This window comes from Ancylobacter novellus DSM 506 (assembly GCF_000092925.1).
GTDB classification, from domain to species: Bacteria; Pseudomonadota; Alphaproteobacteria; order Rhizobiales; family Xanthobacteraceae; genus Ancylobacter; species Ancylobacter novellus.
Window position 1 is genome coordinate 1,146,423 of sequence record NC_014217.1, and the last position, 24,764, is coordinate 1,171,186.

Sequence of the window (24,764 nt, forward strand, 5' to 3'; positions counted from 1 at the left end):
ATGGGTGGAACCCGGCCGTCGCGTATCGTCGATCTCTCGAAGGAAATTGCCGAGAATCCCGACGACCCGATATTCATGCGGGTCAAGGTGAAGCACCACGCGCATGGCCGCGCACGCTGGCTGGTGCGCATCCTTGGCCTGCCGTTCCGGCTGTTCCCGAAGGATTTCGCCGGCTGGGCCGACGACACCATCACCCGTATGGGCGTGCACGCCACCACCCATATCGATGCCCCCTGGCATTACGGCCCGACGGACGCTGAGGGCCGGACGCTGCCGACCATCGAGGAGATGCCAATGGAGCTGATGTTCGGCCCGGGCGTCGTCTTCGACATGACCCACAAAGCCGATGGCGAGGAGATCGGCGTCGCCGACCTCGAATCCGCGCTGGCCGCGAGCGGCGCTACGCTCGGGGAGGGAACCATCGCCCTCATCCGCACCGGGCGCGACGTGCTGCAGGGGACGCGCGACTACTGGAAGCGCGGCACCGGCATGAGCCCGGCCGCCACCGAATGGCTGATCGACCGCGGCATCAAGGTGATGGGTATCGACCAGTGGGGCTGGGACCTGCCGTTCCATCACCAGATCCGCCGCAGCAAGGAAGAGGGGCGGGAGGATCTGTTCTGGGCCGGCCATCTCGTCGGCCGGCGCAAGCCCTATTGGCATATCGAGCAATTACGGGGGCTGGATGCGCTCCCTGCCCACGGCTTCGACGTCGCCGTCTTCCCGCTGCGCCTGAAGGGCGCCTCGGCGGCGCCGGCGCGCGTGGTCGCGTTTCTCTACGACTAGCCCGCCGGCGGCACGATCAGCGCGGGTGGGGCGATCTCGAACTCGTCGATGACGACGCGCCCGCCCTCCAGCCTCGCCCGGCCCTCGCAGACGAGGCGCAGCGCCGCCGGGTAGATCACATGCTCCTGCGCCAGCACGCGGGCGCCGAGACTGTCCGGCGTATCGCCCTCCAGCACCGGCACGGCGGCCTGCATGATGATCGGGCCGACATCCATCTCCGGCGTGACGAAATGCACGGTACAGCCGTGGATCTTCACGCCTTCTTCCAGCGCCCGCTCATGCGTGTGCAGGCCCTTGAAGCTCGGCAGCAGCGCGGGGTGGATGTTGATCATCCGGCCCGCCCAGGTCTCGACGAAGGGCGCGGTCAGCAGCCGCATGAAGCCGGCGAGGCAGACGAGGTCGATCTGCTCCTCCACCAGCAACGCGTCGAGCGCCGCGTCGAAGCTCGCGCGGTCGGCAAAACCCTTGTGGTCGAGGCTGCGGGCGGCGATGCCCGCGGCCTGTGCCCGGGCGAGGCCGTGCGCGTCGGGGCGGTTGGAGAGGACGAGCGCGATCTCCGCCGGGAAGCCCGGCCGGCTCGCCGCCTCGATCAGCGACATCATGTTGGAGCCGCGGCCGGAGATGAGGATCGCCACGCGGGGCTTGGTCACCGCCCGTCCCTCGTCAGAGCTTCTTGTCGAGGGCGAGGGTGCCGTCATAGACGGTGCGCGCCTTGCCTTCGCCGGGCTCGACGGCACCGAGATGGATCACCTCCTCGCCGCCATCGGCAAAGGCGTCGGCCACCGTCTCGGCATCCTCGGGGGCGCAGACCACCACCATGCCGATGCCGCAGTTGAAGGCGCGCAGCATCTCCTCGGCCTCGACGCCGCCGGCCTGCGCCAGCCAGCGGAACACCGGCGGCACGCAGAGGCCGGAGAGGTTGATGCGGCCGATCGTGTGCTTGGGCAGCACGCGCGGTAGGTTCTCGGTCAGGCCGCCACCGGTGATGTGGGCGAGCGCCTTCACCTTGCCGGTGCTGCGGATCGCCGCCAGCGAGGATTTCACATAGAGCCGGGTCGGGGTCAGCAGCGCCTCGCCGAGCGAGCTTGAAGGCGCGAAAGGCGCAGGGGCGTCCCAGGCGAGGCCCGAGCGCTCGACGATGCGGCGTACCAGCGAATAGCCGTTGGAATGCACGCCGGAGGAGGCGAGGCCGAGCAGCACGTCGCCGGGTCGCACATTCGGCGAAGGCAGGAGATGGCCGCGCTCCACAGCACCAACGGAGAAGCCGGCGAGATCGTAGTCGCCATCGGCATACATGCCGGGCATCTCGGCGGTCTCGCCGCCGATCAGCGCGCAGCCCGCTTCCGCGCAGCCGCGGGCGATGCCGGCGACGATGGTGGCGCCGACGTCGGGCGCCAGCTTGCCGGTGGCGAAATAGTCGAGGAAGAACAGCGGCTCGGCGCCCTGCACCACGAGGTCGTTGACGCACATGGCCACGAGGTCGATGCCGATGGTCTCGTGCCGGCCGGTCTCGATGGCGATCTTCAGCTTGGTGCCGACGCCGTCCGTGGTGGCGACGATCAGCGGGTCCTTGAAGCCGGCGGCCTTGGGATCGAACACGCCGCCGAAGCCGCCGATCTCGGCGTCGGCGCCGGGCCGGCGGGTGGCCTTGACCAGCGGCTTGATGAGATCGACCAGCCGGTTGCCGGCGTCGATGTCGACGCCCGCATCGCGATAGCTGAGGCCCTTTTCCGTACCGCTCATCTCAAACCGTCTGTCGCCGAGGAATGCTGGCGGCTTAGCCGCTTATGGACGCCCCCGCAAGCGGCGGGGAACAGCCTGCGTGGTCAGGCCGCCTTCCGGCGCGCGCCGGCATGCTCGATGCCGAGCGCGATCAGCCCGGCGGCGAGACCCCAGAAGGCCGAGCCGATATCGAAAAGCGTCATGCCGGAAGCCGTCACCGCCAGCGTCAGCACGGCGGGGAAGCGCTTGGCCGTGTCGCCCATCGAGGTCGCGAGCGCGTTGACCAGCGGTCCCAGTAGCGCGAGCCCGGCAAAGGCGGCGACCAGACCGGCCGGCAGGGCGGCGATCAGCGCCACCATGAAGGCCCCGCACGCCGCCAGCACGACGTAGGTCAGCGCGTAGAAGGGCGTGGTGAGCCAGCGCTTGGTCGGATCGGGATGCGCGTCCGGCCCGGTGCAGATCGAGGCGGTGATGGCGGCGAGGTTCGAGGTGAGCGAACCGAAGGGCGCGGTCACCAGTGACGCGATTGCCGTCAGGGCGAGGATCGACTGCGTCGGCGGCCGGTAGCCGGCGGCCTGCAGCACGGCGAAGCCCGGCAGGTTTTGCGAGGCCATGGTGACGATGTAGAGCGGTACGCCGACGCCGATCAGCGATTGCAGGTCGAGGCGCGGCACGATGAATTCCAGCGACGGCAGCGGCAGTTCGGCGGGCAGGGGACCGACCCGGCCGAGGAAGAAGGCCAGCGCGATGCCGATGACCAGCACCGCCAGCACCCCGCCGAACGGGCTGATGCGCCGCGCGACCAGGAAGATCAGCACCAGTGGCAGCACCAGCAGCGGGTCGGCCTGCCCGGCGGTGAACACGGCGATGCAGAAGCGGAACAGCACGCCCGCCAGCATGGCGGCGGCGATGGCGACCGGCAGGCGCTGCACCAGCGTGCCGAGCGGCTTCACCGCCGCGGTGACCAAGAGCAGCAGGCCGGCCAGCAGATAGGCGGCGACGACCGTCTCGATGGTGAGCCCGTGCGAGCCGGCGATCAGCGCGCCGCCGGGCGTCGACCAGGCGGCGATGATCGGCATGCGGTGGCGCCAGCCGAGCCAGGCCGTCGTCAGCGCCATGGACAGGCACAGGCCGATCACGCCCGAGGAGATCTGGCCGGGCGTGGCGCCCACTGCCTGCGCGGCGGAGACGATCAGCGGCAGGGTGCCGCCGAAGCCGACCAGCGCGGCGACGACGCCGGAGGTGACGAGGGAGACGGTGACCCTCGGCGAAGAGGTTCGGGGAGAGTGCATGCGCAGGCTGCCTTCCGGCGCGGACGGGCGCGCCGCCCGCCTTGTGCCACGCCGCGGCGCCGATGGCCATGGCTCCTTCGGCGGCGGACGCCAGCTTCTGTGAATGGCGGGGGCTACGTCGCTTACGCATCGCAAACACCCGGTTTTCCTGTATCTATTTCTCCGCGACGTGCGGTTCGCGGGATGGAGATCGGATGGCCTGGCACAAGCAGGTGACCTTCTGGCTGACGGTGCTCGCTGCCGTCATCGCGGCCTCCTGGCTGCTGTCGAGCGTGCTGCTGCCGTTCGTCGCCGGCCTGGCGCTGGCCTATTTCCTCAACCCGGTGACCACCCGGCTGGAGAAATGGGGCGTCAACCGGCTCGCTGCCTCGCTGGTCGCCATCGCCCTGACGTTGCTCATCGGCATCTTGCTGATGCTGCTGGTGGTGCCGATCTTCGGTTCGCAGCTCGCCGCCTTCATCCAGCGGCTGCCGGACTACATCGTCCGGCTGCAGAACATGATCACCAGTGAGGAGAAGACCGCGACCTGGCTGCGCGACCTCGTCGGCGACAACATGCCGAGCATCCAGCAGGGCCTGAACGAGCTGGTGTCGCAAGGCGCCACCTACATGCTCACCCTGATCCAGTCGCTATGGACCGGCGGGCAGGCGCTGATCTCGCTGTTCTCGCTGCTGGTCATCACCCCGGTGGTGGCCTTCTACATCCTCAACGACTGGAACCACATGGTGGAGAAGGTCGATTCCTGGCTGCCGGTGAAGAACCGCCCGGTCATACGCGGACTCGCCCGCCAGATGGACCGCGCCATCGCCGGCTTCGTGCGCGGCCAGTCGCTGGTGTGCCTCATTCTCGGCAGCTTCTATGCCATCAGCCTGTCCATGACCGGGCTGAACTTCGGCTTCGTCATCGGCTTCATCTCGGGGATCATCACCTTCATCCCCTATGTCGGCTCGCTGACCGGACTGGTGCTGGCGGCCGGCGTCGCCATCGTTCAGTTCTTCCCGGACTATTCGATGATCGGGTTGGTGATCGGCATCTTCGTCTTCGGCCAGTTCATCGAAGGCTACATTCTCTCGCCCAAGCTAGTCGGCGACAGCGTCGGGCTGCATCCGGTGTGGCTGATGTTCGCCCTTTTGGCCTTCGGTTACCTGCTCGGCTTCCTCGGCCTCCTGCTGGCGGTGCCGCTGGCGGCGGCGGTCGGCGTACTGATGCGCTTCGCCATCGAACGCTATCTCGACAGCCCGCTCTATACCGGCGAGGACGAGCCCTCCGGCGCGCCGCCCGCGCCGGTCGAGCCGGCGCCGCAGGCGCAGGCCCGTTGACCATGGCCGCCCGGCAGTTGCCGCTCGACCTGCCGCATGCCGACAGCCGGACGCGCGACGATTTCCTGCCCGGCCCGGCCAATGAGGGGGCGCTGGCGCTGATCGACGCCTGGCCGGACTGGCCGTCGCGCCTGGTCGCCCTCGTCGGGCCGGAGGGCTCGGGCAAGTCGCACCTTGCCGCCATCTTCGCGGCGGAGACCGGGGCGCAGGTCGTGCCCGCCGCCGCGCTCGATGCCGCCGCGGTGCCGGCGCTTCTCGCCTCGGGCGCCCTCGTCGTCGAGGATCTCGGCGAGGGGCCGGTGCCGGAGGCGGCGCTGTTCCATCTGATGAATCTCGCCGGCGAGCAGCGCGCCCATGTTCTGGTGACGGCGCGGCGCGCGCCCGCCGCGCTGGCGGAGGCGATCGCGACGCGCGACCTCGCCTCGCGGCTGCGGGCGATGCCCGTCGTCTCTCTGGGAGCACCGGACGAGGAATTGCTGGCGGCCGTGGCGGTGAAGCTGTTCGCCGACCGGCAGATCGTGCCCGACGAGGCGCTGCTGAACTATCTTCTGCCGCGCGTCGAGCGCTCCATAGCGGGCTTGCGCGACATCGTCGGCGAGCTCGACCGCGAGGCGCTGGCGCGCAAGCGGCCCTTGACGCGGGCACTTGCCTCGGAGCTTCTGCGCAGCCGCGCGGCAGGGCCGGAGTCGGCCCCCGACGCCGGCTCGGCACGCCCATTCATGACTTGACCATAGGTTCGGCCCATCATGTCATCCAGCCTTCACAATGCCCGGCGACCTTCCCGCCGGTCGAAGCGCGTGAGCCGCAAGAAGGACCCGGTGGCTATAGTGGCAGAAACCGAGACACAGCTGGTGGCAGACGCCGAGCTTGGCGAGCCACCGGTGCACGAGCCCGTCACCACCAAGCCGCTCGAGGACGAGCTGATGAACGCGCCGGAGCGCTTCATCAACCGCGAGCTGTCCTGGCTGGAGTTCAACCGGCGCGTGCTGGAGGAGGCCTCCAACCGCGAGCACCCGCTGCTGGAGCAGCTGCGCTTCCTCTCCATCTCCGCCAACAATCTCGACGAGTTCTTCATGGTCCGCGTCGCCGGCCTGAAGGAGCAGGTGCGCGAAGGTTTCGGTGGCAGGAGTCCGGACGGGCTGACCGCCGCCGAGCAGCTGCCGCTCATCGGCACCGCGACCGCGGTGCTGGCCGAGGACCAGCAGGCGCGCTGGCACGAGCTGCGCACGGAGCTGGTGGCGGGCGGCATCGTGCTGGTCGATGGCGCCGACGTCGACAAGGCCGACCGCTCGGTGCTCGACGATTTCTTCCTGAGCCACGTCTTCCCCGTGCTCACCCCGCTCGCCATCGATCCGGCGCACCCGTTCCCCTTCATCCCCAATCTCGGCTTCTCGCTGGCGCTGCACCTCGCGCGCATCCATGACGGGCGGGCGATGAACGCGCTCATCCGCGTGCCGGCGAAGATCGACCGCTTCATCCGCCTGCCGGACGGCGAGAGCGGCGTGCAGCGCTTCATCACCCTCGAGCAGATGATCAGCCTGTTCATCGGCCGGCTGTTCCCGGGCTATCAGGTGAAGGGGCAGGGCGGTTTCCGCATCATCCGCGACAGCGACCTCGAAGTGGAGGAAGAGGCCGAGGACCTGATGCGCCAGTTCGAGACCGCGCTGAAGCGCCGGCGTCTCGGCCAGGTGATCCGCCTCGAGATCGATGCCTCCATGCCGGAGGAGCTGCGCAATTTCGTCGCCCGCGAGCTCGGCGTGAGCGAGGACGAGATCTTCCTCGTCGACGGCGTGCTGGCGCTCAACGAGTTCAGCCAGCTTGTCGGCATCGACCGGCCGGACCTCAAGTTCAAGCCCTACAATCCGCGCTTCCCCGAGCGCTTCCGCGACCATGCCGGCGATTCCTTCGCCGCCATCCGCGCCAAGGACCTCGTCATCCACCACCCCTACGAATCCTTCGACGCGGTGGTGCAGTTCCTGCGCCAGGCAGCGCGCGACCCGAACGTCGTCGCCATCAAGCAGACGCTCTACCGCACCTCCTCCGACAGCCCGATCGTCAAGGCGCTGGCGGAAGCCGCCGAGGCCGGCAAGTCGGTCACGGCGCTGGTGGAGCTGAAGGCGCGCTTCGACGAGGAGGCGAACATACGCTGGGCGCGCGACCTGGAACGCGCCGGCGTGCAGGTGGTGTTCGGCTTCCTGGAGCTGAAGACCCACGCCAAGCTGTCGCTCGTCGTGCGCCGCGAGGGCGGGCAGCTCGCCAGCTACTGCCATGTCGGCACCGGCAACTACCACCCGATCACGGCGCGCATCTACACCGACCTGTCCTTCTTCACCGCCGATCCGGTGATCGGGCGCGACGTGGCGCATATCTTCAACTTCATCACCGGCTATGCCGAGCCGGCGGAGCTGGAGGCGATGTCCATCGCCCCGCTGACGCTGAAGAAGCGCATCCTCGAGCACATCGACGCCGAGATCGCCTTCGCCAAGGCCGGCAGGCCGGCGGCGATCTGGCTGAAGATGAACTCGCTGGTCGACCCGACCATCATCGACGCGCTCTACCGCGCCAGCCAGAACGGCGTGCCGATCGACATCGTGGTGCGCGGCATATGCTGCCTGCGGCCGGGCGTGCCGGGCCTGTCGGAGAACATCCGCGTCAAGTCGATCGTCGGCCGCTTCCTGGAGCATGGGCGCATCTATGCCTTCGGCAACGGCCACGGCCTGCCGCATGCGGGCGCGGCGCTCTACATCTCCTCGGCCGACCTGATGCCGCGCAACCTCGACCGCCGCGTCGAAGCGCTGTGCCCGATCACCAACCCCACGGTGCATATGCAGATTCTCGATCAGATCATGGTTGCCAACCTGCAGGACAACCAGCAGAGCTGGCGCGTGTTGCCGGACGGTTCCTCGCAACGCATAGTGCCGGGGGAGGGCGAAGAGAAATTCAACGCCCAGCTCTACTTCATGACCAATCCGAGCCTGTCGGGACGTGGCAAGTCGCTCAAGGAATCGTCGCCGCGCAACCTCCTCCGCCGCCGCGATCGCGCGTGAACGCATGAGCCCGAACATGTGGGAGGCAGGCCACGGCCTGGTCGCAGGCGCGCCTATCGCCGTCATCGACATCGGCTCGAACTCGGTGCGCCTCGTCGTCTATGAACGGCTGTCGCGCAGCCCGACGCCGATCTTCAACGAGAAGGCGTCCTGCGGCCTCGGCCGCGAGGTGGCGACCACCGGCCGGCTCAATCCCGATGCGGTGGAGAAGGCGCTCGCCACGCTGCGCCGCTTCCGCGTGCTCTGCGACCGCATGGGCGTCGGCCGGCTGATCGTGCTCGCCACCGCCGCCGCGCGCGACGCCTCCAACGGGGCGGAGTTCGTCGCCGCCTGCTCGGAGATCTGCCGCACCGAGGTCGAGCTGCTCTCCGGCAAGCGCGAGGCGCAGCTCTCCGGCCTCGGCATCATCTCCGGCGTGCACCACGCCAATGGCGTGGTCGGCGATCTGGGCGGCGGGTCGCTGGAACTCGCCGACCTGCATGGCCACCGCATCGGTGCCGGCGTGACCTTCCCGCTCGGCGGCCTCGCCTTGCAGGACACGTCCGGCCGCTCGCTGAAGAAGGCCGAGAAGATCGTCAAGGAGCTGCTCTCCAAGGAGACACACCTGGAGCATCTGAAGGGCCGCACCTTCTACGCCGTCGGCGGCACCTGGCGCGCGCTGTTCCGGCTGCACATGTTCCAGCGCGGCTACCCGCTGCATGTGATGCACGGCTACGTCATCCCCGCCAAGGAGGCGCTGGAGTTCTGCCGGCTCGTGCGCCGCGTGCCGGTCGACACGCTCTCGCGCATCGACACCGTCTCCGACGTGCGCCGGCCGCTGCTCGCCTATGGCGCGCTGGTGCTGGAGCACATCATCCGCATCGGCAAGCCGGCAAACATCTATCTCTCGGCGCAGGGCGTGCGCGAGGGCCGGCTGTTCGAGCTGCTGACCGACGACGAGAAGAAGTCCGACCCGCTGATCACCGCCACCACCGAGCTCAACGAGGTGCGTTCGCGCTCGCCGGAGCATGGCTGGGAGCTGGTCGAGTGGACCGACCGCTTCATGCATTCGACCGGCATCGACGAGAGCGCCGAGGAGAAGCGGCTGCGCCACGCGGCCTGCCTGCTGTCGGACATAAGCTGGCGGGCGCATCCCGATTATCGCGGCGAGCAGAGCCTCAACCTGATCGCCCATGCCGCCTTCATCGGCGTCGACCATCCCGGCCGCGCCTTCTTGGCGCTGGCGATCTACTATCGCCATGTCGGGCTGATCGACGAGGACCTCTCCCCGCGCATCCGCGAGCTGGTCTCGGCCCGCTTTCTCGACCGTGCCCGCATTCTCGGCGCGGCGATGCGGGTCGGCTACATCCTCTCCGCCGCCATGCCCGGCACGCTGCCGCAGACGCCGCTTCTCGTCGAACGCGGCAAGGTGGCGCTGCATCTCAAGGGCGATCTCGCCCCGCTCGGTGGCGACCGCGTCGTCAACCGGCTGCGCACGCTGGGCCGGCTGATCGGACGCGAGTCGGCGATCGTGACGAACTGAGCGGCTAGCCCGCCGGCCGGTCGAGCGCGATGACGCGCCCGCGCTGCATGGCCAGCGCCAGGTGGCCGGACTTCAGCGCCAATGCCCGCTCGCCGAACAATTCGCGCCGCCAGCCATGCAGCGCCGGCACATCCGGCTCGTCCTCCGAGGCGATGCGCTCCAACTCGTCCACCGTGGCGATGACCTTGGCGGCGACGCCGTGCTGCTCGGAGGTCATGCGCAGCAGCACCTTGAGCAGCTCGACCGTCGCCGAGGCGCCATTGGAGAGCGGCTTGTCGCGCTCGATGCGCGGCAGGGTCTTCGGGTCGCGGGCAAGGCCTGCCTTCACCGCCTCGACGATCTGCTCGCCGGCGCGGGAGCGCTCGAAGCCCTTGGGGATCGAGCGCAACTGGCCGAGCCGCTCGGCGGTGGTCGGGTGCTGGGAGGCGATCTCGCCGATCACGTCGTCCTTGAGGATGCGCGAGCGCGGCGTGTCGCGCGACTGCGCCTCGCGTTCGCGCCAGGCGGCGACCTCCATCAGCACGGCGAGGTCCTTCGGCTTGCGGGCGCGCGAGCGCAGCCGTTCCCAGGCCCGCTCCGGCTCCTGCCGGTAGGTGTCGGGCGAGGTGAGCACCGCCATCTCCTCGCCGACCCAGTCGGCGCGGCCGCGCTTCTTGAGGTCCGCGTCCAGCTTGAGGAAGACGTCGCGCAGATGGGTGACGTCGGCCTCGGCATAGGCGATCTGCGCCGCCGAGAGTGGGCGCCGCGACCAGTCGGTGAAGCGCAGCGACTTGTCGAGCACCTCGCCGGTGATGCGCTGCACGAGCTGGTCGTAGGAGATGGAATCGCCATGGCCGAGCACCATGGCGGCGACCTGTGTGTCGAACACCGGGTGCGGGATGATGCCGGCGAGGTGCCAGACGATCTCGATGTCCTGCCGGCCGGCATGGAAGACCTTCAGCACCTTCTCGTCCGACATCAACGCGAAGAAGGGGGCGAGATCGATGCCGTCGGCCACGGCGTCGACCACGATCGCTTCCTCGACGCTGGCGAGCTGCACCACGCACAGCTTCGGCCAGAAGGTGGTCTCGCGCAGGAATTCGGTGTCGACGGTGATGAAGGGGTGGCGGGCCAGCCGTTCGCAGGCCGCACTCAGGGTGTCGGTGGTCGTGATCATGTCCATGCTGAATTGTTACATATCGGAGTCGAGCCGCCGATACGACCCAGAATCGTGCCGCAATCGTCGGCAAGTGTTACCTGCCGCCGGCCTGGGACCGAGCGATTCGAACGCCGACCTCACCGACCTCCCAAGGGGACCCCTTTCATGAACAAGACGATCCTTGCTCTCGCCGCCGTCGCGTTTGCCGCCGGCGCGGCCGTGCCGGCCCACGCCGCCGACCGCGTCACCGTCGGCGTGCTGGTGTGCAGCGTCGGCTCCAGCATCGGCATGGTGGTGGAATCCAAACAGCCTCTGAACTGCACCTTCAAGCCGACCGACGGTCCGATCTCGACCTATACTGGCGTGATCCAGCGCGTGGGCCTCGATCTCGGCGCCACCGGCGCGGGCATGATGACCTGGGGCGTCGCCTCCGTGTCGAAGAATGTCGCGCCGGGCGCGCTGGCCGGCAAATATGCCGGCGTGTCGGGCGACGTGGCGCTCGGCGTCGGCGTCGGCGCCAATGCGCTGGTCGGCACCGACCGCTCCTTCGCGCTCAATCCGCTCTCGGTCGAGGGCAGCGTCGGCGCCTCGCTGGCGCTGGGCGTCGCCGAACTGACGCTGAACTACGCGCCCTGAGCGGCGCCGGCGACGGGCCTTCAAGGCCCGCCGTCCTTGACAAAGCCGAGCCCGACATGCACCCCTCCGCGCGCCCCACGCGAGGGGTGTTTTCGTGTCTCCGCCAAGGATGGCGGCCAATTTTTCGGGATTACGTCATGCACCGCTATCGCTCGCATACCTGTGGAGCCCTTCGCGCAAGCGATGTCGGCACCACCGCGCGGCTCTCCGGCTGGTGCCACCGCATCCGCGATCATGGCGGCGTGCTGTTCATCGACCTGCGCGACCATTACGGGCTGATGCAGGTCGTCGTCGATCCCGACAGCCCGGCCTTCAAGCTGGCCGAGACCGTGCGCGCGGAATGGGTGATCCGCGTCGACGGCCGCGTGCGCCTGCGCCCGGCCGGCACCGAGAATCCCGAGCTGCCCACCGGCCAGGTCGAGGTCTACGCCACCGAGATCGAGGTGCTGGGCGCCGCTGCCGAGCTGCCGCTGCCTGTGTTCGGCGATGTCGAGTACCCGGAGGAGACGCGGCTGCGCTACCGCTTCCTCGACCTGCGCCGCGAGAAGCTGCACAAGAACATCATGACCCGCGGCGCCATCATCGACGCCATGCGCCGGCGCATGAAGGGGCAGGGCTTCTTCGAATTCCAGACGCCGATCCTCACCGCTTCCTCACCGGAGGGCGCGCGCGACTTCCTGGTGCCGAGCCGCCTGCATCCGGGCAAGTTCTACGCCCTGCCGCAGGCGCCGCAGCAGTACAAGCAGCTGATCATGATGAGCGGCTTCGACCGCTACTTCCAGATCGCGCCCTGCTTCCGCGACGAGGACCCGCGCGCCGACCGCCTGCCGGGCGAGTTTTACCAGCTCGACCTGGAGATGAGCTTCGTCGAGCAGGAGGACGTGTTCGCCGCGGTCGAGCCGGTGATCACCGGCGTGTTCGAGGAGTTCGCCGACGGCAAGCCGGTGACCAAGAACTGGCCGCGCATCCCCTATGCCGTGTCGATGCAGAAATACGGCACCGACAAGCCGGACCTGCGCAACCCCATCGAGATGCAGGACGTCTCCGAGCATTTCCGCGGCTCGGGCTTCAAGGTGTTCGCGCGGCTGCTGGAAGCCGAGCAGAACCGCGTCTGGGCGATTCCCGGCCCGACCGGCGGCAGCAGAGCCTTCTGCGACCGCATGAACTCCTGGGCGCAGGGCGAAGGCCAGCCGGGGCTCGGCTACATCATGTGGCGCGAAGGCGGGGAGGGCGCCGGCCCGATCGCCAACAATATCGGCCCGGAGCGCACCGCCGCGATCCGCGACCAGCTCGGCCTGAAGGAGGGCGATGCCGCCTTCTTCGTCGCTGGCGACCCGGCGAAGTTCGTGAAGTTCGCTGGCGCCGCCCGCACCAAGGTGGGCGAGGAGCTGAACCTCGTCGATCATGACCGCTTCGAGCTGGCCTGGATCGTCGACTTCCCCTTCTACGAGTGGAGCGAGGACGAGAAGAAGATCGACTTCTCGCACAACCCCTTCTCGATGCCGCAGGGCGGGCTCGACGCGCTGAACGGGCAGGACCCGCTGACCATCAAGGCGTTCCAGTACGACATCGCCTGCAACGGCTACGAGATCGCCTCCGGCGGCATCCGCAACCACCGCCCCGAGGCGATGGTGAAGGCGTTCGAACTGGCCGGCTATGACGAGCAGGAAGTGGTCGAGCGCTTCGGCGGTCTCTACCGCGCCTTCCAGTACGGCGCGCCGCCGCATGGCGGCATGGCGGCCGGCGTCGACCGCATCGTAATGCTGCTCTGTGGCACCACGAACCTGCGCGAGATTTCGATCTTCCCGATGAACCAGCAGGCGCTCGACCTGCTCATGGGCGCGCCGAACGAGGCCAGCCCCAAGCAGCTGCGCGAGCTGCACATCCGCACGAACATCCAGGAGAAGTGAGGGCTTTCGTCATCCCGGCCGAGCGCAGCGAGAGCCGGGATCGCGCGCCGCCAACTGAGAGCGATCCCGGATATTGCCTCTGGCAATTCCGGGATGACGGCTCCCACCTGATGACCCTCATGGCCGGGCCTGACCCCGAAGTCAGCTGTTGCCGACTTCGGCCGCCTCGATAAGGAACTCGGGCGGGCCCGAGTTCCGGCCACCCAGTGACTGGGCGCGCCCGGTCACCTGGGTCCCCGGGTCAAGCCCGGGGATGAGGGAAAGTGGCAGAATCTCCCCTCGCTACTTCTCCAGCACCTTCACGTCGACCTCGTCGACGATGCCGAGCGGATCGTCGCTCTGCAGCGCCTCGAGGATCATCATCAGCGGCAGCGGCTCGGCGCGCGGGGTGATGCGCAAGGCGAGCGTACTCATCGGCTGCTGGATGAAGCCGACGAAGGCCTGCACGGCGGGGCCGAGCTCGGGCCGGTCGGCCACGGTTTGCGACAGCAGCAGTTCGGCGAAGCCGGCAAAGAGCTGGCGGATCTCCTCCGGCTTGATGCCCTGTTCCCGCGCCGCCTCTTCGAGCTTCTGCTCGTAGAGGCCGGAATCGGTGACGGTGATGTCCAGCGAGCCGAGATTGACCGCGCCGGCGCCGGCCAGCGCCTCGTCGGGCTGCGGCGAGAAGACGGAATCGTCGACGTCGTTCAGCGACAGCTTGGCCGAGACGGCGAAGGCATCCGACACTTCGAGGTAGAACGGGTCGAGCGTGGCAGTGCGCTCGGCCTCGTTCCAGCGGGCGTTCACGTCCATCGCGACATTGACCCGCTTCATCTGGTCCGGCACCAGCGCGAAGGCGGTGTTGCCCGGGTCGACGGCGGTGGTCGGGCCGGTCATGCGCAGCGTGGCGGAGAGGCTCGTCGGCAGGGCGTCGGTCTCGCCGGTCCAGGAGACCGCCAGCTTGTCGACCGTCAACGGCTCGCCGCTGCCGGTCGGCGCCTCGGCATCGTCGAGCTCGACCGTGCCGACCATGCTGAACAGCGGCGCCGGCCAGCCGACGAGGGAGCGCGGATCGGTGGTCAGCCCCGCTGCCACCTCCATCATGGCGCCGGGCCGCAGCCCGCCGATCAGCAGCCGCTCGACGCGGAACGGCTTGCCGTCCGCCTCCGTGCCCTCCAGCCGTTCCAGCGACAGCTTTTCGAGGCGGCCGGAATCGAGCGGGCCGGCCTGCAGCGAGGCGAGGGTGGCCTTGCTGCCGTCCGGCTCGGTGCCCTCCATGCCGTCGAAGGTGATGGAGGCGATATTCAGACCGTCATAGAGGCCGGCCATGGCGCGCATGAGCTCGGCGGTCTCCTCAGGCGAGGGATTCTCGTCGCGCGACGCCAACTCCTGAATGCGGCGGCCCATCTCCAGCAGTTCCTCGGCCGGGATGACCGAGGGCCGGATGGCGACGTCGCGCACCGTCAGCGAACGCCAGCTCTGGCGCAGGCCGGCATCGGTGACGACCTCGTAGCCGTCGACCGAGATCGCACCGTAGACGGTGCGGAACTCGTCCACCGCCTGCCGGCGCTCGGGATCGAGCATCAGCAGCATGGCGCCGACATCGATGCCCTCGGCGCTGATGCGGCCGAGCGAGCCGTGCCCGGCATTCGTCGGCGCGCCGCCGATGGTGAAGCGCGAGGGCTCCATGCCGGCGGTGGCGAAGCGGCCGTCCGCCAGACGCTCCAGGCCGACGGCGCCATGGATCACGTCCGTCTCGATGCAGGAATCGCCGGCCCCCGAACGGGTGGAGACGGTGGATTCGGGAATGATGATCCGGTCGGCGTTAACCTTCTCGAAGAAGCCAAGTGCCACCTGCCACGCCGTGCCCCCGCCCGGCACCTCCGCCGGCATCTCCAGCGCGGCGATGTCGAGACGCGGCGCGCGGTAGCTGGCCTCGATGGCCGGGGCCAGCGGCAGCGGCCCGTCGAAGGCGATGCCCTGGATCGCCACATGCTTGGCGAAGACGCGGCTCGGCGAGGGGCGCTCCACCCCGGTGGCGAGGAAGGAGGCGATCTTCAGCGATCCCTGACCCGGCGCGGCAACGGCGAGGTCGTGCATCTCGAAGCGCCCCTCGAACACGTCGTAATCGACCTCGCCGGCCTGGGCCTCCATGCCGTTCGCCCTGAGGTTGGCGAGCACCGCCTCGACATGGCTGCGCGCGAGATGGCCGACGAGGAGGTTGAAGCCGAAGTAGCCGCCGACACCGGCGACAAGGAGAGCGACGAAAGCAACGACGAATGTCTTGCGCATACGGGTCCGACCTGAGAAGGACGAGGGGCGGCCGACAGAGCCGCACCGCCTGGGAGGGCACAATAAACCACCGCCGGAAGGCGGGCATTACAAAATGGGAAAGGCGTTGTGCCGCGGGCGAGAATCCCTATGCTCCGCCGGCACTCCGGGAAGGGAATGTCATGGCCTCGTATATTTCCGATGATCTGCGCTCGGGCGCGCTGGTCTACCACCGTCTGCCGCGTCCGGGGAAGCTGGAGATCCAGCCGACCAAACCGCTCGCCAATCAGCGCGATCTGGCCCTTGCCTACACCCCCGGCGTTGCCGCCGTTTGCGAGGCGATCGCCGCCGACAAGCCGCTCGTCGGCGAACTCACCGCCCGCCAGAACCTCGTCGCCGTCGTGTCGAACGGCACCGCCGTGCTCGGCCTCGGCAATATCGGGCCGGAAGCCTCCAAGCCGGTGATGGAAGGCAAGGCGGTCCTGTTCAAGAAGTTCGCCGGCATCGACGTTTTCGACATCGAGATCAACGCGCTCGAGCCCGACCATGTGGTGAACGTGGTGGCGGCTCTGGAGCCGACCTTCGGCGGCATCAACCTCGAAGACATCAAGTCGCCCGAGTGTTTCGAGATCGAGACCCGGCTGCGCGAGGTGATGAACATCCCGGTGTTCCATGACGACCAGCACGGCACGGCGATCATCGTCGCGGCGGCCATCGTCAACGCACTGTTCCTCGGCGACAAGAAGCTGGAGGACGTGAAGATCGTCACTTCCGGTGCCGGCGCGGCGGCGATCGCCACGCTGAACCTCCTGGTGTCGATGGGCGCCAAGCGCGAGAACATCTGGGTCACCGACATCGAAGGCGTGGTCTATACCGACCGCAACGTCTTGATGGACCCCTACAAGGCGGCCTTCGCGCAGCCGACCGATAAGCGCACGCTCGCCGAGGCCATCGTCGGCGCCGACATCTTCATCGGCCTTTCCGCCGGCGGCGTGCTCAAGCCCGAAATGCTGAAGTCCATGGGCGAGCGCCCGCTGATCATGGCGCTGGCCAATCCGACGCCGGAGATCATGCCCGACCTCGCCCGCGAGGCGCGGCCCGACGCCATGATCTGCACCGGCCGCTCGGACTTCCCGAACCAGGTCAACAACGTCCTGTGCTTCCCCTTCATCTTCCGTGGCGCGCTCGATGCGGGCGCGACCACCATCAACGAGGAGATGAAGATCGCCGCGGTGCACGCCATCGCCGGCCTGTCGCGCGAGACGCCTTCCGACGTCGTCGCCCGCGCCTATGGCGGCGAGACGCCGGTGTTCGGGCCGAACTCGCTCATTCCCTCGCCCTTCGATCCGCGCCTGATCCTGCGCATCGCCCCGGCGGTCGCCAAGGCGGCTATGGAATCGGGCGTCGCCAACCGGCCGATCGCTGATTTCGACGCTTATCAGGAGCAGCTCGACCGGTTCGTGTTCCGCTCCGGCCTGGTGATGAAGCCGATCTTCGCGCTCGCCAAGCAGGCGCCGAAGCGCGTCATCTATGCCGAGGGCGAGGATGAGCGCATCCTGCGCGCCGCCCAGGTGGTGGTGGAGGAGGGGCTCGCCCGTCCGATCCTCATCGGCCGTCCGTCGGTGATCGAGACGCGGCTCGAGCGCTTCGGCCTGTCGATCCGGCCGGGCCGCGAGTTCGACCTCATCAATCCCGAGGACGATCCCCGCTACCGCGACTATGTGCAGACCTATGTCGATATTTCCGGGCGCCGCGGCATCACGCCGGAGCTCGCCCGCACGCTGGTGCGCACCACCCCCACCGTGATCGCGGCGCTCGCCGTGGTGCGGGGCGATGCCGATACCATGCTGTGCGGCGTCGAGGGACGCTTCATCCGGCATCTGCGCCACATCCGCACCATCATCGGCATCTGCCCCGGCGTGCGTGACGTTGCGGCGCTGTCCATGCTGCTGACGCAGAAGGGCGCCTTCTTCCTCTGCGATACTCAGGTGACCCCCGACCCCACCGCCGAAGATCTCGCCGAGATGGCGCAGCTCGCGAGCGCGCATGTGCGCCGCTTCGGCATCGAACCGAAGGTTGCGCTGCTCTCGCATTCCGATTTCGGCAGCCGCGACGACGACAGCGCCAAGAAGATGCGCCACACGCTCGACCTGCTGCTGGAGCGCGCGCCCGACTTGATGGTCGACGGCGAGATGGAAGGGGACAGCGCGCTGGTGCCGGAGATGCGCGAGCGCGTGCTGCCCGGCTCGCGGCTGCAGGGCGTCGCCAACATATTGGTCATGCCCAATCTCGACGCCGCCAACATCGCCTACCAGATGGTGAAGGTGTTCGGCGATGCGCTTCCCGTCGGGCCGATCCTGCTCGGCACGAAGCGGCCGGCGCACGTCCTCACCCCGTCGGTGACGGCGCGCGGCGTCGTGAACATGACCGCCATCGCCGTCGTCGAGGCGCAGGGCGCCTGACGCCCGCGCGCCGCGCCTTCGCCACAGTGCCGCCGCCCGCCTTAATTTTTCCGGTGGGCGGAGGCGGCGGCGCAAAACCCCGTGCCGCAACGGAACCGAAGATGACTTCCGAGTATCGTGATCGAATTGTGGCCATTGTTGCCGTGGAATTGCCACATTCTTGACCAAGCTGTGCGCAGCACGAGTTTGGCCGAATGACTGGGCCGCCCCTTGGGCGAGCAGCTTCTTCCCAAAAGTCGGCTGGAATCGGCGGGTCCACGGGCTCGCCGGCTGTCACATCCTGGGTCTCGAAGGTTCTTATCTAATGGCGGATACCGGCACGGTTAAGTGGTTCAACGAGCAGAAGGGCTACGGCTTCATCCAGCCCGACAGCGGCGGCAAGGACGTGTTTGTCCACATCAGCGCGGTGCAGCGCTCGGGCCTGCAGGGCCTGCGCGACGGCGAGAAGATCTCCTTCGAGCTGCAGACGGACCAGCGTTCGGGCAAGACCTCGGCGGTCAACCTGCGCCCGCTGTAACGGCCGGCTCGACTGCGAGAGCGGACTGTTCTGTCCGTTTTGATTGAATACAATGTCGCCGTTCCTTCGCGAAACGGCGACATTTCTGCTTTGAGTGGCCGACTTATACCATCGGCGCCCCTTGCAAAGACGGCGGCAGGCGCTAGTCTCCTGCCCCAGACTTTGGCTGGACTCTGGGCCGTTTCACCTGTCACGCGCGGGTGCACGTTCAGCTCTTCTTCCAAATTCGACCCAGCGGCGGGGACGTGTCCCCGCTGAATGTGCAACATCGATGCGAGAGACTACCGACTATGTCTACCCAGACCGGCACCGTTAAGTGGTTCAACGACCAGAAGGGCTACGGCTTCATCCAGCCGGATGGCGCGGGCAAGGACGTGTTCGTCCATATCAGCGCGGTCCAGCGTTCGGGCCTGCAGGGCCTGCGCGACGGCGAGAAGGTGTCCTTCGAGCTGCAGACCGACCAGCGTTCGGGCAAGACCTCCGCGGTCAACCTGCGCGTCGGCTGATAGCCGTCCCGGAGGCTGCGGCCTTCGCACAGAATGGAAAGCCGCTGACCCCGCCGGGTCAGCGGCTTTTTCATGTCCGCGCGCGGCCGGCTGCCCGTCTAGAGCCCTTTCCGTTCGGATGGAACATCCGAACGATAAGAAAGTGCTCTAGATTCAATAGACTGGAGCAATTCCTCTTCGATCAGATGATTCCATCTGATCGGGAAATGCTCTACGCGGACCGCCCGTCGAAGGGGGAGGGCGTGAGAGTCGCGGGATCGACGCCCTCGAGCGCGCGCACATTCACCGCCACCATCGCCTTGCCCTCCGGCGTCGTGGCGCGTGAGAAAGCCTGCACGCCGCAGGTCTCGCAGAACAGATGGCTGATGACGTGCCGGTTGAAGCGGTATTCGCGCAGCTGCGTGTCGCCGGAGGCGAGGGTGAAGCTCTCCACCGGCGTGAAGGCGAGGATCAGCCCCTTGGTCGAGCAGATCGAGCAGTTGCAGGCGACGGTGTGCGACAGATCGAGGCTCGCCTCGAAGCGCACCGCCCCGCAATGGCAGCCGCCGGTGAATCTCTGTGCCGTCGCCGCTTCCGATTTTCCGTTGCCGCCGGAGCCATTGCCGGCGCCCTGATCCTTCTCCATCGGTTCCTCCCCTTGCCGTCGGATCGCATTCCGGGCCGACCCCGTGGTCCGGAAACGATAACGGCCGGGCGAACCCGGCCGTTGCTGTCCATCCTAGTCCGTCGAAGGCTGGGCTGAACACCCCTCTTGACGCGTTACTGAATCTCGGTCACGCACGCCAATAACATATTGATATGGCTTGCATTTAAGAAAACGCGTCACAGCCTTGCCCGCGCACTGCGCGGTGTCGCCAGCAGAAGGCTCGTTTCGCTGTTGTTTACGCCGGGGATCAGGCGGATCCGGCGCAACACCGCGTCGAGGTCGGCCAGAGTTGCGGTGCCCAGCTCCACGATCAGGTCCCAGCGGCCATTGGTCGTGTGGATCGCGGTAACGTCGGGCAGGCCTCCGAGAGCCCGGATCACCCCGTCGGTCACGCGCCCTTCGATCCCGATCATCGTGATGCCGCGGACGGGCTGGTCGACGGCGTCCGCACGCAGGACGACCGTGTAGCCCACGACCTGGCCGCTACGCTCCAGCCGTTCGAGGCGAACGCGTACCGTCGCGCGGGAAACGCCGAGATCGCCGGCGAGGTCGGAAATGCTCCGCCGGGCGTTCTGCCGAAGCAAGGTGATCAATCTCTCGTCCAATTCGTCCAAGCGAACGTCCACTTCGATCCCTCATGCCTATCGAAATGATAAAGCGCGGTAGCTGACTTGCCAATTCTGGGTGTGGGAAGTGCCGCCGCATTACGCTCTTATCGACCCGGCCGAATCGGAGGGAGCGAATGCACTGCAGGATTTTAGGGGCGCCCGTTCAGGACGGCGCCGGGCGCAAGGGATGCGAGATGGGCCCGAGCGCGCTGCGCGTCGCCGGACTGGTGGAGGCGTTGCGCGAACTCGGTCACACCGTGGACGATCTCGGCAGGCTGGCGTCGACGCCCGTACCCGCCTCTCATCCCAATCCCCGCCTGAAATCCCTGCCGGAGATCGCGGGATGGACGGCCGCGCTCGCCGAGGCCGCCTATCGCGCGAGCGACGCCGCGATGCCGATCTTCCTCGGCGGCGATCACAGCATCTCCGCCGGTACGCTGGCCGGCGTGGCGCGGCGTGCGGCGGAATCCCGGCGGCCGCTCTTCGTGCTCTGGCTGGATGCGCACACCGATTTCCATACGCTCGATAGTTCGACGAGCGGCAATCTGCACGGTGTGCCGCTCGCCTATGCCACCGGCCAGCCGGGCTTCGAGGGCTGTTTCCCGCCGCTCGCCGCCCGGGTGGAGCCGACCCGCGTCTGCGCCTTCGGGGTTCGCAGCATCGATCCGGCGGAACGCATCGCAGTCGATGAGGCGGGCGTGACCCTGCACGACATGCGCGCCATAGACGAGCACGGCATCGCCCCGCTGCTGCGCGATTTCCTCGGGCGGGTGAGCGCGGAGGAGGGCCTGCTGCACGTCAGCCTCGACGTCGATTTTCTCGACCCTTCCATCGCCCCCGCCGTCGGCACCACCGTCCCCGGCGGCGCGACGTTCCGCGAAGCGCACCTCGTCATGGAGATGCTGCACGACAGCGGTCGCGTCGCCAGCCTCGACCTGGTCGAGCTCAATCCCTTTCTCGACGAGCGCGGGCGTACCGCAACCCTGATGGTCGACCTCGTCGCGAGCCTCATGGGCCGCCGCATCATGGACCGGCCCACGCGGAGCTATTGAGATGAAGAACCCCGCCCTGAATATCGTCCCTTTCGTCAGCGTCGAACACATGATGACGCTGGTGCTGCATGTCGGCATGGAACGCTTTCTGGTCGAGCTCGCCGCGTACATCGAAGAGGATTTCCGCCGCTGGCCCCTCTTCGACAAGACGCCGCGCGTCGCGTCGCACAGCAGCAACGGCGTGATCGAACTGATGCCGACCAGCGATGGCGAGCTTTACGGCTTCAAATATGTCAACGGCCATCCGCTCAACACGCGCAGCGGCCGCCAGACCGTGACCGCCTTCGGCGTTCTTGCCGATGTCGGCAGCGGCTATCCAATGCTGCTTACGGAAATGACCATTCTGACGGCCCTGCGCACCGCAGCCATGTCGGCCGTTGCCGCGCGATACTTGGCGCCTGCCGGGGCTTCCTGCATGGCGATCATCGGCAACGGTGCGCAGTCGGAATTCCAGGCGATGGCGTTCAAGGCCCTGCTTGGCATCGACAGGCTCAGGCTGTTCGACATCGACGCGTCGGCCCCGCGCCGATGCGCCGCCAACCTTGCTGCCTATGGCTTCGACGTCGCGATCTGCCGCTCGCCTCAGGAGGCCATCGAGGGGGCGCAGGTGATCACTACGGTCACGGCGGACAAGCAGCATGCCATGATCCTGACCGACAACATGGTCGGGGCGGGCGTCCACATCAACGCCGTCGGCGGCGACTGTCCCGGCAAGACGGAACTGCACCGCGACATCCTCATGCGGGCCGAGATTTTCGTGGAGTATCCGCCGCAGACGCGGATCGAGGGCGAGATCCAGCAACTGGCGGCCGACCACCCGGTCACCGAGCTGTGGCAGGTCATTTCCGGCCGGGCGCCGGGACGAAGGGCAGATCACCGTGTTCGACTCGGTCGGCTTCGCGATCGAGGATTTCTCGGCCCTGCGCTACGTGCGCGACAAGATCCGATCGACCAACTTCTATGACAGGCTCGATCTGCTGGCAGACCCTGACGAGCCGCGCGATCTGTTCGGCATGCTGCTGAGGCACGCCGCTGTGCGCGCCAACGACCCACGCGACGGCCTCTGACACCGGCTGCGGAGAGGGGAACTCCACGGCGACCTGCGCGATGTCCGGCATCGCCGGCAGAAGCGGTTGAGCTGCCAGTCACCGCCCTCGTTCACAGTCGCCGCTATCTTCCCGCCGACGATCCGGACGCTAGTTATGGAAGAGTCGCCGGAACGAGGCCAATGGGCTCCGGTGGTTGGGAGAGCGAGCGCTTCCGCCGTGCCGGAAGGCTCGCCATGTCCGCCAATTATCTGAGAAGCATCATCCGCAAGCTCGGCAGCATTGCCAGCCCACGAGGGAAGAGGAGGCGGCGGCCGCGCGGCTTCCGGTCTCGATCAGCGGGTCACTAGCTCGGAACGAGGCGGCGTGCGTCTCGCGCGGCTGTCATTCGCGGGAACGATCAAGCTGTTCTCCAGATCCCGATGCGCCGCTTCCAGGCGCCGCCACGTCGCCTGCGAAACGCTGATCAGGTTGCGCCGCTCCTTCGAGGTGAGCGCGGGATTGCGTGCCATCGAGACGAGGTGAGCGTACTCCTCAAGCTCGATATCGATTACCAACAGAAGTTCACGGATCGTCGGCATTCTGTCCTCCCATCCGCCCCAATTTCATCGACGTGGCACGTCGGGGCGGCTTTGGTGGGAGGAACGCCGCGCGTTTTGCTTCTGTTCCTCTGGGCAGTTGTGCACGTTGCCCCGCCAACCTAAAGGCCCAGCAATCGCTCGGCATTGCCGTGGCAAACCTTGGCGCGCGTTTCCTCGCCGATCGGGGCGGTCTCGATGAATTTTGAGGCCAGCTGCGGATCCTCATAGGGATAGTCGACCGAGAACATCACGTTGTCGTCGCTCAGCGCCTGAAGAGCCGCCACGAGCGGTGCCGGGTCGCACACCCCGGAGGTGGTGACGGCAATGTTGCGTTTGATGATCGCCGATGGAAGCGCATCCGGCGCGAGCTTCTCTCCGAGGTCGAATTCCCTCCGGCTGTCGAGGCGCCACAGAAGGAAGGGGAGGGTCTCGCCCATGTGGCCAAGAATGACTTTCGCTCCAGGAAAGCGCGTGAAGGTGCCGCCGAAGACGAGCCGCAACGCATGTGCCGCGGTTTCCGCGGTCCAGGCCCAGATAGGGCCGCCCAATTCCGGGCGGTGTGCAAACATCGCCGGACTGTCGGCCATGTTGCCGGGATGCAGATAGACCGGGACATCCAGCTCCTGCACGCGCTCCCAGAACGGCGCGTACTGGTCCTCATCGAGATAATGCCCGTTGGTCTGGCCATTGATGAGCGCGCCTCGGAACCCGAGTTCCCTGACAGCTCGCTCGAGCTCCGTAGCGGCCGCCTCGGCGTCCTGCATCGCGAGATGAGCGAAGCCGGCGTAGCGGCTCGGTCGTTTTTGCACCTCGCGTGCGAGGAAGTCGTTGGCGCCGCGGGCGAGCCGGATCGCCTCTCCGGTGTCGCGTACGCCCTGAACCCCCGGCGTGGTGACCGAAAGCACCATAAGATCTATCTCGGCCCGATCCATCATTTCGAGCCGCAACTCGTCGAAATCGGCCAGACGACGTTCGATATCGGCAAAGAGCGCGTCGCTCTGTGTCGGCCTGGCCACGTACTTTCCGGCGAGCTCTGGCGTCGTGAAGTGCTCTTCGAGGGCGATCTTGCGCATACCCGCTTCCCAGCTCGTATGAGGGCTTCTTGCAACCGGGATGATTACTTGGGTACGGGGCAAGCCTCTGCCGGTGACTTCGCGATCTTGAGCTGCTCCATCATGAATTCGGCATTGCTTCTGGAATCGGCCAGGAGAGCCCCCGACCAGTAGGCGGTCTTGCACGTCGCCGTGTCGCAATTGCCGCCGGCCGTCTGCCATTCGCCGGTGCGCACCACGTCGCAGGCGCAGATCGCCTTGTCGGGATTGGCGGGATCGACTGTGCAGATCTTGTTGAGGCACTGCGACCAGGGCGTTCCGCTTTCGCACTTCAGCGCCTTCTTGCCGCCTTCGAACTGCGTGAGCGCGAACTGCGAGTAGACCGTGCGAACCCCCTCCGCGTCAGTACTCGGCTTGACCGTGTCACATTCGACGGTTGCGAGATTCGGTCCCTCCTGGACGTCGCAAACGCAGATCGAGACATTCGAATTGCCGGGCTGCGGGACGCAGGGGGCCGAGGTGCAAAGCGCAAATTGCTGGTTGCAAAGATAGTTCTTTGCCGTCGCCTCTTGCACGAAGCCGGTAGCCGCCGCCATGCCTGAAATCGCCAGTGCAAACCCCAACATCATCCAGCGCATCGGAAAGCTCCCCGTTCCATTTATGATTTTAGAT

21 protein-coding genes and 1 pseudogene are annotated in these 24,764 nt (G+C 67.4%); 12 read left to right on the forward strand and 10 right to left on the reverse strand.

The genetic code is table 11. The features are described from left to right. The gene (locus SNOV_RS05560; protein ID WP_013165935.1) at nucleotides 1-786 is read left to right on the forward strand and encodes a cyclase family protein; all 786 of its coding nucleotides are present in this window, start codon (nucleotides 1-3) and stop codon (nucleotides 784-786) included. Here the strand turns inward: SNOV_RS05560 and purN are convergent. The 3 genes from purN to SNOV_RS05575 all read right to left on the reverse strand — a co-directional run bounded on the left by purN (nucleotide 783) and on the right by SNOV_RS05575 (nucleotide 3,800). Beyond that, the gene (gene purN, locus SNOV_RS05565; RefSeq protein ID WP_049785700.1) at nucleotides 783-1,484 is read right to left on the reverse strand and encodes a phosphoribosylglycinamide formyltransferase; all 702 of its coding nucleotides are present in this window, start codon (nucleotides 1,482-1,484) and stop codon (nucleotides 783-785) included. The genes SNOV_RS05560 and purN overlap by 4 nt on opposite strands. Continuing rightward, the gene (gene purM, locus SNOV_RS05570) at nucleotides 1,450-2,529 is read right to left on the reverse strand and encodes a phosphoribosylformylglycinamidine cyclo-ligase (RefSeq protein WP_013165937.1); all 1,080 of its coding nucleotides are present in this window, start codon (nucleotides 2,527-2,529) and stop codon (nucleotides 1,450-1,452) included. The genes purN and purM overlap by 35 nt, the downstream gene beginning before the upstream one ends. Nucleotides 2,530-2,612: 83 nt before the next feature. Further along, nucleotides 2,613-3,800, reverse strand: coding sequence for a benzoate/H(+) symporter BenE family transporter (locus SNOV_RS05575; protein ID WP_013165938.1), 1,188 nt, complete (start codon nucleotides 3,798-3,800; stop codon nucleotides 2,613-2,615). A 194-nt stretch (nucleotides 3,801-3,994) separates the two neighbouring features. Between SNOV_RS05575 and SNOV_RS05580 the strand changes: the two genes are divergently transcribed. Genes SNOV_RS05580 through SNOV_RS05595 form a run of 4 tightly spaced genes read left to right on the forward strand, consistent with a single transcriptional unit; the run spans nucleotide 3,995 to nucleotide 9,688 of the window. After that, the gene (locus tag SNOV_RS05580; protein ID WP_013165939.1) at nucleotides 3,995-5,119 is read left to right on the forward strand and encodes an AI-2E family transporter; all 1,125 of its coding nucleotides are present in this window, start codon (nucleotides 3,995-3,997) and stop codon (nucleotides 5,117-5,119) included. 2 nt (nucleotides 5,120-5,121) lie between these two features. Continuing rightward, nucleotides 5,122-5,847, forward strand: coding sequence for a P-loop NTPase family protein (locus SNOV_RS05585; protein ID WP_013165940.1), 726 nt, complete (start codon nucleotides 5,122-5,124; stop codon nucleotides 5,845-5,847). 18 nt (nucleotides 5,848-5,865) lie between these two features. Next, the gene (locus SNOV_RS05590) at nucleotides 5,866-8,166 is read left to right on the forward strand and encodes an RNA degradosome polyphosphate kinase (RefSeq protein WP_013165941.1); all 2,301 of its coding nucleotides are present in this window, start codon (nucleotides 5,866-5,868) and stop codon (nucleotides 8,164-8,166) included. 16 nt (nucleotides 8,167-8,182) lie between these two features. Then, nucleotides 8,183-9,688 (forward strand): Ppx/GppA phosphatase family protein, encoded by a 1,506-nt coding sequence (locus SNOV_RS05595; RefSeq protein ID WP_013165942.1) that lies wholly within the window; start codon nucleotides 8,183-8,185, stop codon nucleotides 9,686-9,688. 4 nt (nucleotides 9,689-9,692) lie between these two features. Here SNOV_RS05595 and rnd read toward each other — a convergent pair whose 3' ends face one another. After that, nucleotides 9,693-10,850, reverse strand: a complete 1,158-nt coding sequence (gene rnd / locus SNOV_RS05600) for a ribonuclease D (protein WP_013165943.1) — start codon at nucleotides 10,848-10,850, stop codon at nucleotides 9,693-9,695. Nucleotides 10,851-10,991: 141 nt separating this feature from the next. Here rnd and SNOV_RS05605 point away from each other — a divergent pair, with 141 nt between their 5' ends. Together SNOV_RS05605 and aspS are read left to right on the forward strand one after the other, a co-directional pair. Next, a complete protein-coding gene (locus tag SNOV_RS05605) occupies nucleotides 10,992-11,462 on the forward strand; it encodes a DUF992 domain-containing protein (protein ID WP_013165944.1) in 471 nt (156 codons plus the stop codon). A gap of 137 nt (nucleotides 11,463-11,599) precedes the next feature. Further along, nucleotides 11,600-13,372, forward strand: a complete 1,773-nt coding sequence (aspS, locus tag SNOV_RS05610) for an aspartate--tRNA ligase (protein WP_013165945.1) — start codon at nucleotides 11,600-11,602, stop codon at nucleotides 13,370-13,372. Between the two features lie 282 nt (nucleotides 13,373-13,654). Here the strand turns inward: aspS and SNOV_RS05615 are convergent, their stop codons facing one another. Further along, on the reverse strand, nucleotides 13,655-15,643 hold the full coding sequence (locus SNOV_RS05615; protein ID WP_013165946.1) for a hypothetical protein: 1,989 nt from the start codon (nucleotides 15,641-15,643) through the stop codon (nucleotides 13,655-13,657). Between the two features lie 161 nt (nucleotides 15,644-15,804). Here SNOV_RS05615 and SNOV_RS05620 point away from each other — a divergent pair, with 161 nt between their 5' ends. The 3 genes from SNOV_RS05620 to SNOV_RS05630 all read left to right on the forward strand — a co-directional run bounded on the left by SNOV_RS05620 (nucleotide 15,805) and on the right by SNOV_RS05630 (nucleotide 19,107). Continuing rightward, nucleotides 15,805-18,084, forward strand: a complete 2,280-nt coding sequence (locus tag SNOV_RS05620; protein WP_013165947.1) for an NADP-dependent malic enzyme — start codon at nucleotides 15,805-15,807, stop codon at nucleotides 18,082-18,084. A gap of 304 nt (nucleotides 18,085-18,388) precedes the next feature. Further along, nucleotides 18,389-18,601 carry a cold-shock protein gene (locus SNOV_RS05625; RefSeq protein ID WP_013165948.1) on the forward strand — a complete coding sequence of 71 codons (213 nt, stop codon included), beginning with the start codon at nucleotides 18,389-18,391 and terminating at the stop codon, nucleotides 18,599-18,601. Nucleotides 18,602-18,891: 290 nt separating this feature from the next. Further along, nucleotides 18,892-19,107 (forward strand): cold-shock protein, encoded by a 216-nt coding sequence (locus SNOV_RS05630; protein WP_013165949.1) that lies wholly within the window; start codon nucleotides 18,892-18,894, stop codon nucleotides 19,105-19,107. Between the two features lie 211 nt (nucleotides 19,108-19,318). Here the strand turns inward: SNOV_RS05630 and SNOV_RS05635 are convergent, their stop codons facing one another. Beyond that, complete coding sequence (locus tag SNOV_RS05635) at nucleotides 19,319-19,732, reverse strand: GFA family protein (RefSeq protein ID WP_013165950.1); 414 nt, start codon at nucleotides 19,730-19,732, stop codon at nucleotides 19,319-19,321. A 197-nt stretch (nucleotides 19,733-19,929) separates the two neighbouring features. Continuing rightward, nucleotides 19,930-20,367, reverse strand: coding sequence for an Lrp/AsnC family transcriptional regulator (locus SNOV_RS05640; protein WP_041782922.1), 438 nt, complete (start codon nucleotides 20,365-20,367; stop codon nucleotides 19,930-19,932). 128 nt (nucleotides 20,368-20,495) lie between these two features. On the opposite strand from SNOV_RS05640, the gene rocF reads away from it, so the two are divergent. Together rocF and SNOV_RS05650 are read left to right on the forward strand one after the other, a co-directional pair. Further along, nucleotides 20,496-21,413, forward strand: a complete 918-nt coding sequence (gene rocF / locus SNOV_RS05645) for an arginase (protein ID WP_013165952.1) — start codon at nucleotides 20,496-20,498, stop codon at nucleotides 21,411-21,413. Nucleotide 21,414: 1 nt separating this feature from the next. Further along, a pseudogene (locus SNOV_RS05650) lies at nucleotides 21,415-22,480 on the forward strand (ornithine cyclodeaminase). Between the two features lie 314 nt (nucleotides 22,481-22,794). On the opposite strand, the gene SNOV_RS05655 reads toward SNOV_RS05650, so the two are convergent. The 3 genes from SNOV_RS05655 to SNOV_RS05665 all read right to left on the reverse strand — a co-directional run bounded on the left by SNOV_RS05655 (nucleotide 22,795) and on the right by SNOV_RS05665 (nucleotide 24,730). Next, the gene (locus SNOV_RS05655) at nucleotides 22,795-23,040 is read right to left on the reverse strand and encodes a hypothetical protein (protein ID WP_013165953.1); all 246 of its coding nucleotides are present in this window, start codon (nucleotides 23,038-23,040) and stop codon (nucleotides 22,795-22,797) included. Nucleotides 23,041-23,159: 119 nt separating this feature from the next. After that, on the reverse strand, nucleotides 23,160-24,113 hold the full coding sequence (locus SNOV_RS05660; RefSeq protein ID WP_013165954.1) for an amidohydrolase family protein: 954 nt from the start codon (nucleotides 24,111-24,113) through the stop codon (nucleotides 23,160-23,162). A gap of 44 nt (nucleotides 24,114-24,157) precedes the next feature. Beyond that, on the reverse strand, nucleotides 24,158-24,730 hold the full coding sequence (locus SNOV_RS05665) for a hypothetical protein (protein ID WP_013165955.1): 573 nt from the start codon (nucleotides 24,728-24,730) through the stop codon (nucleotides 24,158-24,160). Nucleotides 24,731-24,764 lie beyond the last annotated feature (34 nt).

Coding starts and splice junctions, on each gene's coding strand:
- SNOV_RS05560 (WP_013165935.1), top strand. CDS start 1: ATGGGTGGAACCCGGCCGTCGCGTATCGTCGATCTCTCGAAGGAAATT.
- purN (WP_049785700.1), bottom strand. CDS start 1,484: ATGACGGCACCCTCGCCCTCGACAAGAAGCTCTGACGAGGGACGGGCG.
- purM (WP_013165937.1), bottom strand. CDS start 2,529: ATGAGCGGTACGGAAAAGGGCCTCAGCTATCGCGATGCGGGCGTCGAC.
- SNOV_RS05575 (WP_013165938.1), bottom strand. CDS start 3,800: ATGCACTCTCCCCGAACCTCTTCGCCGAGGGTCACCGTCTCCCTCGTC.
- SNOV_RS05580 (WP_013165939.1), top strand. CDS start 3,995: ATGGCCTGGCACAAGCAGGTGACCTTCTGGCTGACGGTGCTCGCTGCC.
- SNOV_RS05585 (WP_013165940.1), top strand. CDS start 5,122: ATGGCCGCCCGGCAGTTGCCGCTCGACCTGCCGCATGCCGACAGCCGG.
- SNOV_RS05590 (WP_013165941.1), top strand. CDS start 5,866: ATGTCATCCAGCCTTCACAATGCCCGGCGACCTTCCCGCCGGTCGAAG.
- SNOV_RS05595 (WP_013165942.1), top strand. CDS start 8,183: ATGTGGGAGGCAGGCCACGGCCTGGTCGCAGGCGCGCCTATCGCCGTC.
- rnd (WP_013165943.1), bottom strand. CDS start 10,850: ATGGACATGATCACGACCACCGACACCCTGAGTGCGGCCTGCGAACGG.
- SNOV_RS05605 (WP_013165944.1), top strand. CDS start 10,992: ATGAACAAGACGATCCTTGCTCTCGCCGCCGTCGCGTTTGCCGCCGGC.
- aspS (WP_013165945.1), top strand. CDS start 11,600: ATGCACCGCTATCGCTCGCATACCTGTGGAGCCCTTCGCGCAAGCGAT.
- SNOV_RS05615 (WP_013165946.1), bottom strand. CDS start 15,643: ATGCGCAAGACATTCGTCGTTGCTTTCGTCGCTCTCCTTGTCGCCGGT.
- SNOV_RS05620 (WP_013165947.1), top strand. CDS start 15,805: ATGGCCTCGTATATTTCCGATGATCTGCGCTCGGGCGCGCTGGTCTAC.
- SNOV_RS05625 (WP_013165948.1), top strand. CDS start 18,389: ATGGCGGATACCGGCACGGTTAAGTGGTTCAACGAGCAGAAGGGCTAC.
- SNOV_RS05630 (WP_013165949.1), top strand. CDS start 18,892: ATGTCTACCCAGACCGGCACCGTTAAGTGGTTCAACGACCAGAAGGGC.
- SNOV_RS05635 (WP_013165950.1), bottom strand. CDS start 19,732: ATGGAGAAGGATCAGGGCGCCGGCAATGGCTCCGGCGGCAACGGAAAA.
- rocF (WP_013165952.1), top strand. CDS start 20,496: ATGCACTGCAGGATTTTAGGGGCGCCCGTTCAGGACGGCGCCGGGCGC.
- SNOV_RS05655 (WP_013165953.1), bottom strand. CDS start 23,040: ATGCCGACGATCCGTGAACTTCTGTTGGTAATCGATATCGAGCTTGAG.
- SNOV_RS05660 (WP_013165954.1), bottom strand. CDS start 24,113: ATGCGCAAGATCGCCCTCGAAGAGCACTTCACGACGCCAGAGCTCGCC.
- SNOV_RS05665 (WP_013165955.1), bottom strand. CDS start 24,730: ATGCGCTGGATGATGTTGGGGTTTGCACTGGCGATTTCAGGCATGGCG.